General features: G+C 62.1%; 18 protein-coding genes and 1 pseudogene. 9 read left to right on the forward strand and 10 right to left on the reverse strand.

Annotated features, from left to right (window positions below; genetic code table 11):
- Positions 1-8 precede the first annotated feature (8 nt).
- The 5 genes and pseudogenes from RCH11_RS17255 to RCH11_RS17275 all read left to right on the forward strand — a co-directional run bounded on the left by RCH11_RS17255 (position 9) and on the right by RCH11_RS17275 (position 4,550).
- Positions 9-1,328 (forward strand): O-acetylhomoserine aminocarboxypropyltransferase/cysteine synthase family protein, encoded by a 1,320-nt coding sequence (locus RCH11_RS17255; protein WP_327058257.1) that lies wholly within the window; start codon positions 9-11, stop codon positions 1,326-1,328.
- A 3-nt stretch (positions 1,329-1,331) separates the two neighbouring features.
- Positions 1,332-2,645, forward strand: a complete 1,314-nt coding sequence (locus RCH11_RS17260; protein WP_327058258.1) for an LLM class flavin-dependent oxidoreductase — start codon at positions 1,332-1,334, stop codon at positions 2,643-2,645.
- Between the two features lie 14 nt (positions 2,646-2,659).
- On the forward strand, positions 2,660-3,124 hold the full coding sequence (locus RCH11_RS17265; protein ID WP_327058259.1) for an NAD(P)-binding domain-containing protein: 465 nt from the start codon (positions 2,660-2,662) through the stop codon (positions 3,122-3,124).
- A 26-nt stretch (positions 3,125-3,150) separates the two neighbouring features.
- Positions 3,151-3,567: pseudogene (locus tag RCH11_RS17270) on the forward strand (ATP-binding protein); the annotation flags it as partial.
- A 263-nt stretch (positions 3,568-3,830) separates the two neighbouring features.
- A complete protein-coding gene (locus tag RCH11_RS17275; RefSeq protein ID WP_327058260.1) occupies positions 3,831-4,550 on the forward strand; it encodes a hypothetical protein in 720 nt (239 codons plus the stop codon).
- Between the two features lie 341 nt (positions 4,551-4,891).
- Here the strand turns inward: RCH11_RS17275 and RCH11_RS17280 are convergent, their stop codons facing one another.
- Positions 4,892-5,413 carry a GNAT family N-acetyltransferase gene (locus RCH11_RS17280; RefSeq protein WP_327058261.1) on the reverse strand — a complete coding sequence of 174 codons (522 nt, stop codon included), beginning with the start codon at positions 5,411-5,413 and terminating at the stop codon, positions 4,892-4,894.
- Between the two features lie 467 nt (positions 5,414-5,880).
- Between RCH11_RS17280 and RCH11_RS17285 the strand changes: the two genes are divergently transcribed.
- Entirely contained in the window at positions 5,881-6,117 is a 237-nt protein-coding gene (locus tag RCH11_RS17285) for a hypothetical protein (protein ID WP_327058262.1), read from the forward strand.
- Between the two features lie 185 nt (positions 6,118-6,302).
- On the opposite strand, the gene RCH11_RS17290 is transcribed toward RCH11_RS17285, so the two are convergent.
- Positions 6,303-6,809, reverse strand: coding sequence for an RNA polymerase sigma factor (locus tag RCH11_RS17290; protein ID WP_327058263.1), 507 nt, complete (start codon positions 6,807-6,809; stop codon positions 6,303-6,305).
- Complete coding sequence (locus tag RCH11_RS17295) at positions 6,806-7,570, reverse strand: hypothetical protein (RefSeq protein ID WP_327058264.1); 765 nt, start codon at positions 7,568-7,570, stop codon at positions 6,806-6,808. Before RCH11_RS17295 ends, RCH11_RS17290 begins: the two co-directional genes overlap by 4 nt.
- Positions 7,571-8,240: 670 nt before the next feature.
- Here RCH11_RS17295 and RCH11_RS17300 point away from each other — a divergent pair.
- Entirely contained in the window at positions 8,241-8,750 is a 510-nt protein-coding gene (locus RCH11_RS17300; protein ID WP_327058265.1) for an AAA family ATPase, read from the forward strand.
- Positions 8,751-8,864: 114 nt separating this feature from the next.
- Here RCH11_RS17300 and RCH11_RS17305 read toward each other — a convergent pair whose 3' ends face one another.
- The 4 genes from RCH11_RS17305 to RCH11_RS17320 all read right to left on the reverse strand — a co-directional run bounded on the left by RCH11_RS17305 (position 8,865) and on the right by RCH11_RS17320 (position 12,408).
- Positions 8,865-9,539, reverse strand: a complete 675-nt coding sequence (locus tag RCH11_RS17305; RefSeq protein WP_327058266.1) for an Abi family protein — start codon at positions 9,537-9,539, stop codon at positions 8,865-8,867.
- 246 nt (positions 9,540-9,785) lie between these two features.
- Positions 9,786-10,367, reverse strand: a complete 582-nt coding sequence (locus RCH11_RS17310; protein WP_327058267.1) for a recombinase family protein — start codon at positions 10,365-10,367, stop codon at positions 9,786-9,788.
- Positions 10,368-10,549: 182 nt separating this feature from the next.
- Positions 10,550-10,960, reverse strand: a complete 411-nt coding sequence (locus RCH11_RS17315; protein ID WP_327058268.1) for a GNAT family acetyltransferase — start codon at positions 10,958-10,960, stop codon at positions 10,550-10,552.
- Between the two features lie 71 nt (positions 10,961-11,031).
- On the reverse strand, positions 11,032-12,408 hold the full coding sequence (locus tag RCH11_RS17320) for a S8 family peptidase (RefSeq protein WP_327058269.1): 1,377 nt from the start codon (positions 12,406-12,408) through the stop codon (positions 11,032-11,034).
- 482 nt (positions 12,409-12,890) lie between these two features.
- On the opposite strand from RCH11_RS17320, the gene RCH11_RS17325 reads away from it, so the two are divergent.
- Both RCH11_RS17325 and RCH11_RS17330 read left to right on the forward strand, forming a co-directional pair.
- Entirely contained in the window at positions 12,891-13,688 is a 798-nt protein-coding gene (locus tag RCH11_RS17325; protein WP_327058270.1) for a CPBP family intramembrane glutamic endopeptidase, read from the forward strand.
- A 19-nt stretch (positions 13,689-13,707) separates the two neighbouring features.
- On the forward strand, positions 13,708-14,280 hold the full coding sequence (locus RCH11_RS17330; protein ID WP_327058271.1) for a TetR/AcrR family transcriptional regulator: 573 nt from the start codon (positions 13,708-13,710) through the stop codon (positions 14,278-14,280).
- A 373-nt stretch (positions 14,281-14,653) separates the two neighbouring features.
- On the opposite strand, the gene RCH11_RS17335 is transcribed toward RCH11_RS17330, so the two are convergent.
- The 3 genes from RCH11_RS17335 to RCH11_RS17345 form a co-directional block, all read right to left on the reverse strand.
- Entirely contained in the window at positions 14,654-15,190 is a 537-nt protein-coding gene (locus RCH11_RS17335) for a helix-turn-helix domain-containing protein (RefSeq protein WP_327058272.1), read from the reverse strand.
- Between the two features lie 308 nt (positions 15,191-15,498).
- On the reverse strand, positions 15,499-16,062 hold the full coding sequence (locus RCH11_RS17340) for a GrpB family protein (RefSeq protein WP_327058273.1): 564 nt from the start codon (positions 16,060-16,062) through the stop codon (positions 15,499-15,501).
- 66 nt (positions 16,063-16,128) lie between these two features.
- A complete protein-coding gene (locus tag RCH11_RS17345) occupies positions 16,129-16,671 on the reverse strand; it encodes a GNAT family N-acetyltransferase (RefSeq protein ID WP_327058274.1) in 543 nt (180 codons plus the stop codon).
- Positions 16,672-17,101 lie beyond the last annotated feature (430 nt).

Below are 17,101 nucleotides of genomic sequence, written 5' to 3' on the forward strand. Positions count from 1 at the left end.
GCCCGCAGATGAGTTCAGACACTCTCGGATTCGCCACCGCGCAGATCCACGCCGGCCAGGACCGCGGGGCTGCGCACGGTACGCGCGTGATCCCGATCCACCTCGCGTCGGGTTTCGCCTTCGACGATTTCGACCAGGCAAGGGATCGCTTCTCGGGCGACGACGTCGGTTTCAGCTACACCCGCATGGGCAACCCCACCGCATCAGCGGTGGAGCGAAAGCTCGCCACCCTCGAGGGCGGTCGCGAGGCGCTGCTGGTGGGGAGCGGGCAGGCGGCGCTCACGGTCGCGATGCTCGGGCTGCTGCGTGCGGGCGATCACTTTGTGTCAGCACGCCATATCTACGAGGGGTCGCGCGGCCTGTTCCGAGAGAACTTCGCGGGTTTCGGTATCCAGGTCGACTTCGTAGACGACATCGATGATCCGGATGCATGGCACCGACTCGTTCGCCCCGAAACGCGCGTCTTCTTCGCCGAGTCGATCGCGAACCCGCGCAACCAGGTCCTGGATGTTCCCGCCATCGCCGCCGTCGCGCACGAGGCCGGCGTGCCGCTGGTCGTCGACAACACCTTCGCCACCCCGTACCTGCACCGCCCGCTCGAGTGGGGCGCCGATGTCGTCGTGCACTCGACGAGCAAGTTCCTCTCCGGACACGGGGCGGCGCTCGGCGGTGCCGTCATCGACGCGGGAACCTTCGACTTCTCGACGGATCCGGAGCGCTGGCAGCAACTCGATCACGCCCGTCACGGCAACCGCGCCTATCTCACCTACATCAGGAACACGATCGCCGGCCGCCTCGGACCGACCATCGCGCCGTTCAATGCCTTCCTCCTGCAGCAGGGAATCGAGACCCTCTCGCTCCGGGTCGAGCGCCACTCCTCGAACGCGTCGGCCGTGGCGTGCTGGCTTGAGAAGCAGCCCGAGGTCGCCTCGGTCGACTATGCGGGACTCGCATCGAGCCCGTCGCGCGCTGTGGCCGAGCGGCTGTACCCGCGCGGCAACGGGTCGGTCTTCGCCTTCACCGTGCACGGCGGAGAGCGCGCGGCGGCCGCCCTCATCGAACGACTCGAGTTGTTCAGCCACATGAGCCACCTCGGCGACGTGCGCTCGCTGATCCTGCATCCTGCGACCACCTCGCACGCACGCTTGAGCGAGGTCGAACGGCAGCAGTTGGGCGTGACGCCGGGCATGCTGCGGATCTCGATCGGGATCGAGGATGTCGCCGACCTGATCCGCGACCTCCGTCGCGGTCTCGACGCGGCGGCAACAGTCGCCGACTGCGAGCCCATGCGCCAGCCCGCGCGTCGCCACGCGATCGCGAGGGGCTGAGCGGTGGCCCGCCTACAGCATTTCGGCTGGTTCTTCGCCCGCGGCTTCGGGCCGCAGGGCTGGGGACGCCCGTACTGGGAGTGGAATTACGACTGGCGCCGCCCCGAGCTCTACCAGCAGTCGGCGCGTGAGTTGGATCAGGCCGGGCTCGACCTCCTGGTCATCGAGGACGCGATCTCGCTCGGCACCGACGAGACCCTCGACCTGCGCATCCGCTCGGCGTACGGGGGGCCCAAACACGACCCGCTGCTGCTCACCCCGTACCTGTTCGCGGCAACCGAGAACATCGGAATCGCCCCGACCATCAATTCCGGAGCCACCCCGCCTTATCTTGCCGCCCGCCAGGCGGCCACGCTGCAGCATCTCAGTTCCGACCGGTTCGGCCTCAACGTGGTGACCGACGTCAGGAGCGCGCGACACTTCGGGCTTCCGGAACTGCCCCATGACGCCGCGTACGACCGCGCCGAGGAGTGGATCTCGGTGGTCCGCGCGCTGTGGCACAGCTGGGACGACGGCGCCCTGGTTCAGGATGCCGCGGGCGCGCGCTTCGCCGACGCGTCGCGGGTGCGCCCCTTCCGCTACAACGGCGAGTACTTCGACGTGGCGGGTCCTTTGAATGCGATCCCGTTTGAGAACGGCGACCCAACGATCATCTCCCCTGGCGGATCACCGCGCGGCCTCGGTTTCGCCGGCGCCAACTCCGACGTGCAACTCGCCATCGCCTCACTCGACATCGAGAAGGTTCGGGCGTACCGCGCGAGCGTGCACGCCGCCGCCATCGTCCACGGGCGGAACCCCGCGGACGTGAAGGTACTTTTCGCCTTCACCCCCGAGATCGTCGACAGCAGCGAGGAAGCCGATCGCGTCGTGGCAGCGTCGATCCGCCCGGACGATGCGACTCTGCGTGCGGTGCTCGCCAAGCAATCCAGCGATCTGGAAACCGACCTCGAGAGCCTGCCGCTCGACGCACCGATACTGCCCACGGTCTTCGGCCAGCACGTCTCGCAGGGCTCGATCGGCGCGCTGCTCGGCGGGGCTGATCTCGCCACGACTCCGCTGCGCGAGATCGCGACCCGCAAGGCCCGCAAGGGTCGGATCAGCTCGCGCGACGGCTGGGTCGGCACGGCGGACGAGATCGCCGACTTCATCGAGCAGCACGGCGAGGCCGGCAATGACGGCTTCCTGTTCTGGGGCGATCTGCACCCGGTCGGGGTGCACAGCATCCTGGATCGCCTGGTCCCGGTGCTGCGACGGCGCGGGATCCTGCGCAGCGAGTTCGGCGGGGGCGGACTGCGAGCCAATCTCCGCGACTTCTAGGAAGGTCTGCGCTGGTGCCGGATACGCTATTGCCGGGCACGACCCGGGTCGGGGTGCTCGGCGTCGGAAGAATGGGCTTGCCGATCGCACGCGTGCTCCGCACGGCTGGCCTCGAGGTCTTCGCATACGATTCGGACCTGTTGGGGGAGGGCGCGATCCGTGAGGCAGGCATCACACCGACGTCAAACGCCGATGCGTTGGCCGCGGGAATCGACGTGCCGCTGACCGTGCTTCCCGACCGGGAGTCCGCGCACGCCGGACGTGGCTGGATTCTGGCGCTCCGCGCCGGCGCGCTGTGGATCGACCTGAGTTCGGGCGACCAGAGGCGTAGCGAGTCAGCGATGCAGGCGGCGCGGGTTCGAGGGATCCGTACTGTGTCAGCGCCTATGCGCGGCGGCCCGTCCGGAGCGGCAAGCGGCGACTTGGATTCTTCGTCAGCGGCCCGCAAGACGACGTGCGCGCGGCCCTCGAGATCCTGACCCTCGTCGGTTCCCGGAAGAAGACGACCATAGTCGGCGCGCGGGCGGGAGACGCGCAGGCGAAGGCCGGCCACCGGGTCCTTTTCGACATTGCGACCGGCTGGGTGGAACGACTCCAGGCAGCCCACTCCCGAAGCACGCTCCCCACCGAACTTGCGCGACTCAGGCGTGCCAGCCTGCTGATCGTCGACGAGGTCGGCTACATCCCCTTCGACCAAGACGCCGCGAATCTGTTCTTCCAACTCGAATCATCCCGCTACGAACACGCCTCACTGATCATGACCAGCAACCTGCCCCTCGCACGCTGGGGCGATGTCTTCGGCGACCTCACCATCGCCTCCGCGATGATCGACCGCATCGTCCACCACGCCGACGTCATCACCCTCAAAGGCACCAGCTACCGGCTCAAAGGCCACAGCACCGAGACAACTACGACACACTAGATCCACACAACAGCGGCTCTGTTTTCAGTCGGCGTCAACATCGCCCTGCGGACACGAAGTCTTGGTGTTTCTTCAAACTCAAACTGGCCGTGGAGTTCGCGAATCACAGGGTCGTTTCGAAAATGAGCCAGTCGCGTAAATGAGCGACACCATCGCTTACTTAGCTCGAACAATCCGTTGACGAGGGCCAAACACACGTCGCGCATTCTGAACAAGTCGGAGTACGAGTCCGGCACTCATAATCGACCACGGAAAGCAGCACAATGAACCGCATTGTTATCACCTCAGTCGTTGGCACCATCGCGGCGGCAGCCCTTGTCGTCGGCGCCGGCGCGCCGGCGTTCGCGAGCACCTCAAATTCAAACCCCTCAGCCAAGACGACGCGCACTCTGGAATCTGTCCAGACCGCCGCCAAGACGGCCACGGACAAGCGAGAAACGGCGCTGAGCGCCGCGATCGCGAAGCTCGATATCGCGAAGGGCATCAGCGCATCCGACAAAGCGACTCTTGTGGACCGCCTCAACGCCGACTTGGCTGGAATGAAGGCCATCGAGGCGAAGATCGCTGCCGATACGACGGTGGTTGCGGCATCAGCAGACCTGAAGACCATCTTCACGACGTACCGCGTTTTCGGCGTGGCCATCCCGCAGGCGCACATCGTCGCTGAAATCGACCGCGCAACGTCGATTGAGATCCCGAAGCTGACAGCCTCACAGACGAAGCTCGGCGCCATGCTCGCGGGGAAGGACGCAGCCAAGTCGACGGAAGTTCTCCAGTCCGACCTTGCCGACATGACGAAGCAGATCGCGGCAGCAAACACCGAACTCAGTGGCGCCTCGGCAAAAGTTTTGGCGATCACGCCTACCGACTACAACTCGAACAAAACAGTGGTGAAGTCGGCCCGCGCTTCGGTGAAGACCGCGAAGAACGACCTCAAGCAGGCCAGGGCAGACCGTAAGGCGATCCTCGCGGCTCTCAAATAGTCGTCAGGGCGAGGCGAGGGCTCACCCTAAAACTCACAGAGAGAGGGGGAGCGCTCGCCTACTGCCCGGCGGCTGCCTGCCCGCAAAAATCCGCGGGACGTGACCGCGGGAGGTTCGCCCCTGTGACACATCCCCACCACCATCGGCGGTTGGGTCGTGTGGCCTCAGATCTGCTGCACTTGTCATCCCGCACTGACACAATGTCGATGCGCTCCGCAGTTCGCGGCCCAATTAACAGATTCTATGGCGTGGGGGTTCCCTTGTGACACAACATTGGCATGTTCGACGGTTGGGTCGTGTGGCCCCAGATCTGTCGCCGCTTGCCGTCCGGCTGGCGAAAACTATCTGATCGCAATCCAGTAGCGTCGCAACGGCCCTTCTGGGTCTTCGATGCTCTCAGGTACGCCGCCGTTGCGTTGGATTGTCGTGGCTGAAGCTCCGTTGTCTGCCTCACAGACGAGGAGCACGCGATCGATACAGAGCTCCTGGGCGACGTCGAGGATCTGGCTCAGCGCCCACGTCGCAAGACCTCGACCGCGCGCGGACGGCCGGATGCCGTAACCGATGTGTCCAGCTTTTTGAATGAGTTGGCGATCCCCGGTTCTCAGCGCGATGCCTCCGACCACTGTGTCTTGGTCGACGATCCAACGATAGATGCCGCGGTATCCCGTCTCATAGTTCGTTGCGGTAGAACCGGATTCGGAAAGGAGACGTGTCACCCATGTTGAGAAGCCAGCAGGAGAGGTCACAACGTCGGATGGGAGGAGGCCGAAGCCGTCTTCGTGTAATCCGGGGCCCCATTCGAGGTGAGCATCGAGCCACGCGGAATACAAAGCGGTGGTTGGCTCGATCAACGTGGGCATCAGGTTCTCCTTGGACCCTCCTGGGCGAGACTGGTTCCCTAGCGGCTTCAGTTTACGGACTCGGAACCCAACGCGAGCGTCATCTCTTCCTCCGCGAAACCAAGAGCCTTCCTCCGCTGTACCGAGAGCGCGTCGCACGGTCCCTTCCCAAGTGACACAGCGTCGACACGCTTGCTCGATGCGTAAATTGGCCTTCGCCCAGTCGCGCTGAAGGTCCGGCTTGCGGAACGGAACCGTTGATTTTGCGGCAGCGTCCCTAGCAAATGCGTTCGCATCCTAAAACAACGTCTGTCGCGGCCGCTAACTCCTGATCAGCGATCCTCTATGTCGGCACGGTCTTACGCGTGATCGCGATGATCAGCGCGCCGGCGTTGATGCGTTCATGAAAGACTCGAAAAACGTCTGAGACGCTCGCTGTTAACGCCAACTGAAAACAGGGCCACCAACCATCATGGAAGGTGATCCAATTGGATGATTGGGCAGAGATTCGCCACCTGCATTCGACGGGGAAGCATTCGAACGACGGAGACATCAGAAAAATTGCCTACGTCCCCCACGGCGAAGGCTCCGCCCGCGAAATCATCGACGTCGACACGGCTCGTGGCCTCATTGTGGGCTACGGGTGTGAAGACAGCGACAGCATCGGACGCCTGCAGATCTCGATCGCAGACACAACGCCCGAAGGCGTCCGCATCGCCGGCTGATCCAAGGGACGGGCACCCCGGAACCGCGTCGACGAATATCCTCGTCGACGCGGTTCTCGTGCCGTGAACTGCGACTCGGGCTTAGTCGCGTAGCCAGGAAGTGATGTCGATGACCACTGTTGGAGGAAGGTCTATGTCACTGGGACGAATTTCTTGACCAATCGTTGACGACGGCTCCGTGGTGGTCATTGTCTGTCTCCTAGCGTCATCCGGAGTCGGGCTCGAGCTCGTGAGTAACGGGACCGAGAGGCGTCGGGCTTGAGCCCGAGGATCGCGCCGGCTTCAGCGACCCCGAAGCCGTCCCACACAATCAATGCCACCAGCTCGCGGTCCTTTGCACCTAGCTGGTTTAGTGCCTCAGCGACATCGGTATCGACGGGTGCAATGACGGATGCGGAGACCTCGTCGCGCAGTCGGCCGGCGAGTGCCTGGTGTCTCATCCGTCCTCGGCGCATGTTCGCGAGGACACCTTTGGCGATGCCGTAAGCCCACCGGCGCACGTCCTCCTCGCTCGCAGGGAGAACTTCGCGCCGCCGCCACAATACGACAAGGGTTTCGGAGAGGCAGTCGGCGGCGTCTTCGGTCGGGCTGATGCGTCGGGCGAAGTAAGCAAGCAGTGGCTTCATGAGCGGACGGATCGCGTCATCGAACGCTGTTGCTTCATCAACGAACAGGTCCGTGAGGGCGGTCACGGCGTGTGCTCCGTGATCCACCAGTTGCGATCGATCCCGTCCCAGCCGCCAGCGCCGTCGACGAGGTTGTACTGCGCGGCCGCCTGGACTCCGTCACGGTCAACGTCTCCGGCCGCATCGGCGAATGTCTGCATCTGGGCGATCACTCCACCACCGTCGGTCGCCACGAACGCCGGCCAAGAGCAGGCATCCTGCAAAGCGGCTGCTGCTGCACCACGAGTCGCGACGTCACCCGCTTTGTCTGCGACTAGCCAAGTTCGAATCCACTCCCCATAGGCAGTTTGTTCAAACGACCGCTGCAGCCCAGTCCGCTGCTGCTGGATCCCCACCCCGCCTTCTTGCTCGGAGGTCGCGTGGGCGGCGGCGATGATCTTGTCGGCGACCAAGAGACGGAACGTGGCGACCTCGGTTCCCGGTGGCACCGGGAGGTCGTCGGGGTAGATGGAAGCGATGTATTCGCGAGCATCAGGGGCGAGTAGGTCGATCCACTCCGAGTTGTCTTCTTCGGAGTGGATAGCGTTTCCGAAAGTGCCGGTCTGGGCGAGGAAGGCGCGGAGCACGTCTGCGGCAGCCGGCGCCGCGGCACCGACTGCAAGCACACCAATGAGTCCAATACCGATGATCAGTTTGCGGTGCCGTGCCGGCCGGGGGCGCTTCGAGTCAACGAGCAGCCGGGTGAGTGTGGCGTCATCAACGGACAAACGCGATGCGGGGTCTGCATCGCGGATCCGTGTCAGCACAGGGTCGAAGTCGTCTAGCATGGTCTCCTCCTCAGGGACGGTTCACCCTGCTCCTGTCCGGCCGGAGACCAAACGTGGCAACCGCGAGGAACACGAGCAGGCAATCCGATCACCATCAACGTACTGGAGCGCTCAGCTGGCGGTTCAGTTCCAGAGATCGCCAATTACGCGGCGAAGATGAGCGTAAGCACACTCAGACCGATACCAAAGTAGATGAACGGTCATTCAATGGTCCCGAGGCGTCAAACAGTGCCGCGCAAAAACGCCCTCGTGCGGTTCACCACTTTGTGCCCCTGATTCTTGGGCCCGCTCCTGAGGTCATAGAGCGCACGCCGACTGATCCCCTATCGGGCGGGGTGGGGCTGCTGGTTTCGGGCTCTGTTCTCGAACCCGTGGGCCCGGTAGGGGTGGTGGCGCAGCCTTGTGTTATCCCGACTCGCTTTTGTCGTCGGTCACGGAAGGGAGACTGAACCGGTCCGGATTTTGTGCCGCGTTTTTCCTGGTGAAAAGCAAGAATTCAGGCCGAGAAAGTGCCCGGTCGCGGTCCCGGCTAACGGCGGGTGGCGGCCTGCGGATCCCTGCGGCGGACCTGCGAATGCTCGAAAGTGGGGATGAGCCCTAACTGGGTTCAAACGTGTGACCGTGCTTGCTCACACAGCCGGGACTCGCGCGGCGCGCAACAATGAGTACCATGACTGTCGGCGTCCCAAGTCCGACCGTGCATCTGCTCTGTGGATATAACGGTATGGGAAAGACCACGTACGCGAAGCATTTGGAGAAAGTGCTCCCCGCCGTTCGATTCAGCTTGGATGAGTGGATGCTTCGGTTTTATCCGGACCTGTCTTTCGACTCCGCGGGCTATGGCTCCCGCGCTGAGATTTGCAAGGACATCATCTGGGGTGCGGCCCAGCAAGTACTCCTCTGTGGCGTCGATGTCGTGCTCGATTGGAACCAGTGGAGCAGGAGCCGCCGAGCGACCTGGCGGGACAACGCTCTGAACGCTGGTTTCACGCCGACGCTGCACTTCATAGGCATGCCACTAGAAACCGCGCTCGAGCGTGCAGCTCAAAGGGTGGCGAAAAGAAGCCCCGGATCACATGAACTCACGCACCAGGACATCCGTCACCTCGCCAAGATATTCGAGCGACCCACTGGTGACGAGGGCATGCAGATCGAGACCGTTGCCGGTAAGTTGCCCTAACGAAAGCTGGGATCTAGCAACGACAACCGCCCCGACGATCGCAGCAACAGCGGCGTTCGTTTGAGGTTCCCGTTGCGGACGTGTCGCCGAAGCAGGACACGATGTCTATCGTGTTTAGGGGCGTTGTGCGACGACGGCCGTTACGCGGCTGTTGTTGTCGATCCAGGTGGCAAGCGCTGGATCGATATATCCAGCGAGTGTGTGGATCTCGGCGTATTTCGCGGTCACGTCGATCGCCCAGATTCGGTGGTGGTGACCAATGCGGTTCCGTAGTGTGCGTAGCGACCCGACGAGGTCGCTCACAGTGTCCTGGCGTCGACCCGGCATGTGAGGGAAGCCGGTGGCGAGATCTGGCCAGACAAACATCTGGGACTTTGAGACCATTTGGTGCCAGAAGCCGAAGGACATCTCGGAGATGATCTGTCCCGGGTCGGTCGGCATATTGTTTTTCCGGACACGATTAATCGCGGTATTGATATCGACGTAGGGATAAGCGTGACGGTGCGGTGGTCGTCCGCGGTCTCGGCCAAGTTCGCGGGCGTCGTCGTATATCCAGTGACCGGCGCGCCCCCGGGCGAATTGTCTTGCAGTCATCTGTCGGTCAATGGTGTTGCGCAGCGCGACCTCAAGGTGGCCGAGTGATTCCCAGAAAGCTGCAGAGAGGTCCGTGTTCCACTCGTATAGCCGCATTGCTCGGTCGACATCACCGCCAGCTTCAACGAGATAATGACGGAGTCTAGGAGAGCCGAAGTGGAGCTCGAAGAAGGTCCACGCCTGCGAGTTGACCATCTCCACAATCCTCCCGTATCCTGTTAGAGAACACCCCGGAACCGTCCCTGTAGTCCTCTTTAGAGGGCCGATCACACGGCCGGGGTTTTGCTTTTAATCATCCTTTCAGACTCATGCCAGACTGCCGGCACCAGTAAGACGCCACGCGGCCTGCTCGACCGTCGGATTGCGTGGCTGCTGGATCTGCAGTTCTGGCTGTCCCGTTGCAGGGTTGTTTGCTCGGCAACGGGAGCCTGCGAGTGTTGTTCAGCGGTCGACTGATTGTCGTTGGACGGTGCGGTAGACGGTGGAGCGGGCGACGTTAAACAACTCCGCGAGTTCGGAGGTGGAATGCGTGCCCGCGAGGTGGACCTCCATTAGGTGGCGTTGCTGGGTTGTCGACTGCTTCGGTTGCTTGCCGCGGAGGTGGCCTTTCGCTTTGGCCACTTGCATTCCCTCTCGCGTTCTGGCGCGGATGAGGTCGGATTCGAACTCTGCCACCATCGCCAGGACATTGAATAGCAGGCGCCCGACCGGGTCGGTCGGATCGTGGACGGATCCGCCGATGCTGAGTTTGACGCCCTTGACGGTGAGCTCGTCGATGATGTCTTTCGCATCCCGGAGGGAGCGAGCCAGTCGGTCAAGTTTGGCAACCACGAGGGTGTCGCCGTTCCGGCACGCGGCCAGGGCTTCTCTCAAGCCTGGTCGTGCTCGGTTGGTGCCGGTGAGTCCGTGGTCGGTGTAGATCAGGTTCGATCGAACGCCGAGGGCTTCCAGGGCGTTTTGTTGGGCGGTGAGATCTTGCTCGTTCGTGGATACGCGTGCGTATCCGATCAGGAATTCATTCATAACCGCAACCGTGCTCGTCGACCGGTGGGGAATACAAGAGTACGCCCGTAAGCGGCCCCGATCCGGGCACCCGTCCGAAGCCGCGAACTCCGACAATTGGCCACTCCTCGAGGACCGAATTTCGCGTCCGCACATCGTCGCCCCTACGGGACATCGGCACGTCAAAATCGGGACTTCATGAATTAGGTCAGTCGCTTCGACCGAACCTGAACGTTCGCGTCTTCGTAGCCGAGGCGCTCATAGAAACCGAGTACTGCTTCATTCGTCGGGCGAACCATGAGCTGAACTTTCACCGCGCCGTGCTCGCGCAGCCAGTTTTCCGCAGCCGACATCATTTGTCTTCCTAGGCCGGTCCCGCGCCGGTCCTCCTCAACGGCCAGGTAATACACCCAGCCGCGGTGCCCGTCGTGGCCGACCATCACGGTCCCGATCAATTGGTCATTGTCGAAAGCCCCCAGCACGGTCGATGTGACGCCATCGAGTGCACGCTGCAGGTCAAGTTCCGGCGGATTCCACGGGCGGGTCAACCCTGCTTTGAACCACAGTGACGTCGCTGCCCCGATGTTTGCCGAAGTTAGATCGCGAATTTGCATGACCATAGTGTGCCGTTATCGACCCAGACCTAGTGCCGCAGGAGGTCTGGCTTGCGGGCACTCTCCTGGGATCAGTGGCCTCGATCGCCTGTAACCGGCCCGGTAGCATCTGATATCGTCCCATCCGGCCTGACACTCGCTGGCGTCGACGCCACCGCCTTGCGACGTAACGACCGCATCAGCACCACAGCAAGGCCCGCCAACACCAGCAGCAACACCACTACAACAATGACCCCGGTCAACAGTCCCGGCATAATCGACCCGGACGCCTTCCCCGGTGACGGTGCAGCAGCAGCAGAGGGGGGAGCGGACGCCTTCGGGGACGAACCGTTGGCTGCGGTCGCGAACTCCGCCGCCGTGGGCACCCCCAATCCGTTCGGTTTGTTCAACAGCGGATTCGTATCCGGATACTGGGTTGGATCCACTCGCAACAGATGCGACAGCGATGCCGGGCCGTAGCCGTAGCCGGCGGAATCGAAGCTCAACGGGTGGTCCTTCGCCGAGGTGTTCAAAATCAACGACTGGATTAACTGGTTCCCTGTCGCCGTCGGGTACTTCTGCAACGTCAAAGCCAACATCCCCGCCATCAGCGGTGTCGCCAACGACGAACCGGTAACAGAATTACCGTTATCCCCCCACACGTTGTCAGCTGACGCTTGGGTGGGGAACCGGTCTCCCGCAGCTACCACCGTGGTGGTCGAGTACGCCGTGGTCTTTCCGTCACGGGCTTGCAGGTTGCCTTGGTCATCGAACGCGTTGATCCCCACCACACCGTTCGTATCTGCCGGAAACCTTTGCGCGGCCTCGTCCGCGGTGTTGGGCTGCGCTGCAACGACGACCACCCCCTTCGATACCGCCTCCGCGACGGCACGACGATCGCCATCGGTGCTCGACGGGAATGCTAAAGAAATAGAGATGATTCGATTTCCATCCCCTATGGCTTTGAGTATCGCTCGGCCAAGTGGCGTGAACGTGAGCCCGTCGCTCTGAGTGGTAAGACACCCGTCTTGGGTGCCGACGGAGTTACTCCAGGCGTAAAAGGAGACGATTGCCGTCGAAGCGATGCCGGCCACTGAGCCGGTACCTGTGCCATTACCCACCAATAAGGCAGTCACATCTGACCCGTGAACCGAACCTCTGTTGGCGGTGGTGGTGTCTGCGGGCGAGATGTTGTTGCAGAACGACGTCGGGTAGATCTTCAGGTTCGCACCCTGGAACACCGGCAGCGAGGAGTTGATCTGCCCGTCGATGACAGCAATCTTGATCCCGGCACCGGTCCACCCGGCCGCTTGCGCGCCCGCCACGTCGTACCAGCCTCGCCACCAGTTCGAGCCCGCCGTCTCCGCCGATGCAGACAGGGATGGCATCAACGCCAACCCGAGCGCGACCACCGCGGCAAGCGCTGACACTGCGGTGCGGCAGGCATGCGGGTTTCGGTTGCCGATCATGTGTTCGGTCCTGACAGTTGCGCGGCAAGGGTGGGCATATCCTCATCATCCACGACAATCGGCCCGGCCCTGCATTGGCCCTGCTCCCAGTTGGTGGACGTAGGGTCAAGGCCATTGCTGAGAGGTGAACGCTTCGACAGTTCGACATGCGACCCAAACTGGTCGGACGTAGAAGAGGTCCGGTCACGTCACTGAAACCGCAAAGCCAAAGGCTCGGAGTTACCTCCGTGGTGTCTCGTATGAGGTTCGGCTTACGGGCGGGCGACCCGGGTGGAAAGTGCTCTTGGGAGTGCTTTCGCGAGGGTACGAAATCGCGTCCGTTGATCGTCCCCCTATTGGATAGCGCGCATCCCAGGGCAAGGCCACGATGCTGGCCTGCTTGCGGGGTCGTGGTGATTCGTTCATGGCTTCTCGACGCCGGTGAGAATACGCATGTATTCTCGTGGAGAGGCGAATACATCTGTATTCCACGAGAGGTCGACATGAGCACAGCACCTGTATCCGGCGATTCCCCAAAAATCGCGCAGTGGACGGTTCGATTCCGGTGGCTGTCGGCTATCGCCTTCGCGTTTATCCCTGTCATCCTCACAGCCGCCGGATCCGCAGTATCTCAGATCAACGGGACGGATGCCGCGACGTCGGCCCTCACTATTGCTGCGGGCGCTGGCTTGGGAGCGGCAATTGGGTTGGTGATCATGTGGAAGTCGCCGCCCAGCATTCGTGAGTACGGATTCCGGGTTCCGATCGGTGTGCGATCACTGTGGTGGTTCTTGCCACTCCCCGTCACGGTGCTGATCGTGATCGCAACACAGGGTATCCACGTGCCGCCTTCGGTGATAGCAGCCTATGGAGTGCTTGCTATCGCAGTCGCGCTCAACGAGGAAATTTGGTTTCGCGGGATCGTCCTCACTGTCCTGCAGTCGAAAGGCGCACGCGGTGCCATCATCGGCAGCTCAATTCTCTTCGGTGTGCTCCATCTCGCAAATATCTTCGGTGGGGAAAGCACAGGGGCGGCGGTTCTGCAATTGGTGTTCGCTGTGCTGTTTGGGTTTGTCGCCGCGGAGTTGGTTGTGCTGACGGGCAGTCTGTGGCCGGCAATCGCTTGGCATGCGGCGTGGGACTTCACTAACTACATCGGCGGGAACTCCACGACAGGCATAGCAATGATAGGAGTCGGGATCGTTTGCGCCGTGATCCTGACATATGCCGTGGTGCTGTGGCGTCGTGGGACAGCAAGGGGATGGGCGTTGCAGTCAGAAACGGAAGCGCAGCTGTCCTGATCGATTTATCCTGATAGGTGTGGAACTGACCCGTCGTCAAGCTGAGCTTGCCGATTTCGCGTTGCGGCTTATTGCCCGCGACGGCCTACCCGGTCTGTCGTTTCGCGCGGTTGCCGCGGCAGCCGGGTGCTCGCTAGGTGCCGTGCAAAAAGCTTTCCCTTCGAAAGAGCGCATGCTGGCGGCCGCGTTTGCGCAGCTTCGGCGGACCGCGGCGCCACTTCCGCCAGGTCAACCCGGCCGACCAGCGCTGCGCTCGTGGCTCGTCGCGTTATTGCTCGGCATCCTTCCGCTTGACGAGCCACGCATCGCCGCTCAGCGGCAAGGGGACGCCTTCGCCCAACGCGCATTGACAGATCCAGGGACCGCCGCAGCGATCGCCGAGAGCGATACCCATGTACGGGGGCTGTTAGCGTCGCTTATCGCTCGTGCGCGCGCTGAAAACGAAGTGCCTCAACACGTGGACCCCGCCACCACCGCATGGGCGGTCCTCGCCCTCGCGCAGGGGCTCGCCGCGCAACTGCTTTACATGCCCGAACCGGAAACCACGATTCGCGACCGCCTCGATTCCACCATCGGCGCACTTCTGCGATGAGCACTATCAGACATTACCCAAAGCATGACACTGGAGTGCCAACGGAATGTGTCCGTTAGTCCATCTTGGCGTGGGTGGCGCTCACACAGTTCGACCCGAACGGGAGTCTCCGGTACGGGGAAGCTGTGACCGCGCCATTGACCACGATCGCCACCCTCCTCGGGACCACAACCGTCGCTCTAACAAACTCCGCGCTATGGCTTCGCTTTGCTGGCGTCGTCAGCGCTCTCATCGCTGTTTCATTGATAATTGGCTTACAGGCAGGCGGGTAGGGGCCATTGATTCCCTGTGTCAGTCATCGTTGCGGTCTACGTGCGTGATTGTCGCGATCTCAGCCAGCAAGGGAAGGCCGGTGGGTGGGTGCCCGAGGTGCTCACTGATCGGCGTCGGTGACCGTCTCAGTCTGGACGGGCGATCCGGTACTCCGGAGTTGTTTCCGTTGCACGCGACGGGACTCTTTGCGTCGCGACAGTGGGTACCTCTCGTCCAGATGCGGTTCTAGATAAAGCGTGCGGATCGCAGTCAGAATGACGTAGCCGCCGACCCAGTATGCAAAGAACAACACCGGCCCGTGTGAAAAGGTGAAGCTGAGCAGGGTCGCGACGACGCCGATACCGATGAAAAGCCATCGCCACGCACCAGTGATCCGGTCGCGTGCAGCCTGCTGATCGTCCGCGCGACCCTGTAGTGAATCAACGCGACTACTCAGCGCTGCGTTGTCGATCGTGGTGAAAAGGTCCCGAACTGGAACCTGCAGGGCCTCGGCGACGAGGCTCAAGGTTTCCAGGCTGGCGTCTTGGCCCGCTTCAAGCCGTTGGACGGTTCGCAGCCCGACGCCGCTGGCCGTTGCCAGCCGTTCTTGCGTCCAGCCCTGCGCCTGTCGGAGTTCAAGGATTCGTGTCTGGTTCATAGGTTTCAGCCTCTCTCGCCCCTTTACGTCAGCACCACGTCAGGGCGACGCCATTGAACCGCCAGTCAGCCGTCATCGACCCGTCACCTATTCTCTCGCGTGTGCTTATTCCGGGCGCGGTCGCTGTGAGACCAGTTTCGGGTGGCTAAGCCGCCCGCTGTGGGTTCGGCTTACGGGCGGCCGATTGGGTCGAAACGTGGTCTCCGGCGGGCTGCAGCGATAGCGGAAAAAGTAGCCTGCTGATGGTCCGGCATACGGTCGCATGACAATGCTCCGCGGCGCCGGGGCGGGGCGGGCTGGCAATCTTCTCAGTCGCTGCTGGTCGCGCGCCAATCGTGCGCGCGACCCAGGATCTGTTGGACGACCGAGCTCTTGGCGTCTGCGTAGTAGTTCATGTCGCTCCACCGCTGTTGCGCCAGCTTTTTCTTGGTTGACGCGTAGAGATCACGGTCGGCCTCGTTGATCCGCAGCCAGTCGCGCAGATCGCGGTAGTCCTTAATTTCCTGAGACTCGGGCTCGAAGACATGAATGTGAACGTCTTTCTCGGTCGTTCGGAGCATCCGATGCCGTGGTTCTCTGACTCGGAGGACAAAGCCCTCTTGCTCAAGCGGTGTGACGTACGCGTCTTCGTCTGTCACATCGTGGACGACGAGCAGCATGTCAACGATCGGTTTTGCGGCGAGCCCCGGAACCGCCGTTGAGCCGATGTGTTCGACCGAGAGCGCCCCGTTGCCCAGTGCATTCTTGACCTGGAGAGCCAGTTCTTCGAATCGATCCGGCCATCCGTTGTCATAATCTACAATCACGATCGGACGCGTTTCTCGCCCGCCAATCAAAACCGCGTCCAACTCCGCGTCCATCTCAGCGCTCATGTAGCAATTCTCTCAGCAGGGCTGGCCCCGTTGAAGGTCCGGCCATCGGCGTTTGCTCGGGAAACCCTATTCACTCAAGATGCGTTGAAAGAGCAAGTGGTCCTGCCAGGTACCGGCAATCTTGAGATATTTTTGGGCAATACCGATGGGCTCGAATCCCGCTTTGCGGAGGACCTTTTGGGAACCGAGGTTATGCAGCAGTGTGCTCGCCTGAAGGCGGTGAAGGCCGAGATCCTTAATGCAGTAATTGATGACGTTTTCCAAGGCTGCGGAGGCGAGGCCCTGTCCGACGTGTTCTTTGTCAACCCAGTACCCGACGTTGGCGCTGAGGAATGGCCCGCGAACGATGCTTGTGAGAGTGATTCGACCGATGATCGTGTCGCTTTTGACGATGACGAATGGAACGCCGGATCCGGCGTTCAGCTGTTCAATCTGGCCCGTGAGGATCGCGGCCTGTTCGACTGAAGTGAAGAAGGACGCCGAACGGGCGGGATCCCAAGGAGCAAGATGTTCGCGGTTTCGGAGATAGGCATCGAGAACCACTGCGACGTCTCGCTCAGTGAGCAATCGGAGACTTACGTCGTCTGAAATCTCAACGGAATAGGACATCCATCGAGGCTAACCGCCGCCACGCCGTCTATGTCCTCGGTGCTGTACCAGCTCACGTGCGCGTGACCGCCCGCTGAAGGGGCCCCTGCGACGCAGCACCGGCACGCGTCGTCGGCGCGTGGATTCGCTGCAGATCTGTCCCGCTTCTCGTTCCCCTGTGACACAGCGTCGGCACGCTCGGTTCTCAGGCGAATTGAAACCAGATTTGTCGCATTGGGCGTCCGGCTTATGGGTACGGGCTAACTCGCCTGCTTGTCTGTCCATGCGATATGGCCTTGTACGATCGAGCGGTGGAGCTACCCGAACTAATTCAGCGGATCGAGACGCGACGTCAAGAAGCCGCGCGACCGATTGTGGTTGGAGTATCCGGATACGGCGGTTCCGGGAAATCCACTCTCACTCGTCAACTCGTTGCGCGACTACCGGGTGC

Source organism: Glaciihabitans sp. GrIS 2.15, from assembly GCF_035984695.1.
Classification (GTDB): Bacteria; Actinomycetota; Actinomycetes; order Actinomycetales; family Microbacteriaceae; genus Lacisediminihabitans.

Bases quoted from the DNA above. Each gene is read 5' to 3' on its own strand.
- RCH11_RS17325 (WP_327058270.1), top strand. From the start codon at position 12,891: ATGAGCACAGCACCTGTATCCGGCGATTCCCCAAAAATCGCGCAGTGG.
- RCH11_RS17300 (WP_327058265.1), top strand. From the start codon at position 8,241: ATGACTGTCGGCGTCCCAAGTCCGACCGTGCATCTGCTCTGTGGATAT.
- RCH11_RS17320 (WP_327058269.1), bottom strand. From the start codon at position 12,408: ATGATCGGCAACCGAAACCCGCATGCCTGCCGCACCGCAGTGTCAGCG.
- RCH11_RS17345 (WP_327058274.1), bottom strand. From the start codon at position 16,671: ATGTCCTATTCCGTTGAGATTTCAGACGACGTAAGTCTCCGATTGCTC.
- RCH11_RS17275 (WP_327058260.1), top strand. From the start codon at position 3,831: ATGAACCGCATTGTTATCACCTCAGTCGTTGGCACCATCGCGGCGGCA.
- RCH11_RS17255 (WP_327058257.1), top strand. From the start codon at position 9: ATGAGTTCAGACACTCTCGGATTCGCCACCGCGCAGATCCACGCCGGC.
- RCH11_RS17340 (WP_327058273.1), bottom strand. From the start codon at position 16,062: ATGAGCGCTGAGATGGACGCGGAGTTGGACGCGGTTTTGATTGGCGGG.
- RCH11_RS17335 (WP_327058272.1), bottom strand. From the start codon at position 15,190: ATGAACCAGACACGAATCCTTGAACTCCGACAGGCGCAGGGCTGGACG.
- RCH11_RS17280 (WP_327058261.1), bottom strand. From the start codon at position 5,413: ATGCCCACGTTGATCGAGCCAACCACCGCTTTGTATTCCGCGTGGCTC.
- RCH11_RS17310 (WP_327058267.1), bottom strand. From the start codon at position 10,367: ATGAATGAATTCCTGATCGGATACGCACGCGTATCCACGAACGAGCAA.
- RCH11_RS17305 (WP_327058266.1), bottom strand. From the start codon at position 9,539: ATGGTCAACTCGCAGGCGTGGACCTTCTTCGAGCTCCACTTCGGCTCT.
- RCH11_RS17295 (WP_327058264.1), bottom strand. From the start codon at position 7,570: ATGCTAGACGACTTCGACCCTGTGCTGACACGGATCCGCGATGCAGAC.
- RCH11_RS17315 (WP_327058268.1), bottom strand. From the start codon at position 10,960: ATGCAAATTCGCGATCTAACTTCGGCAAACATCGGGGCAGCGACGTCA.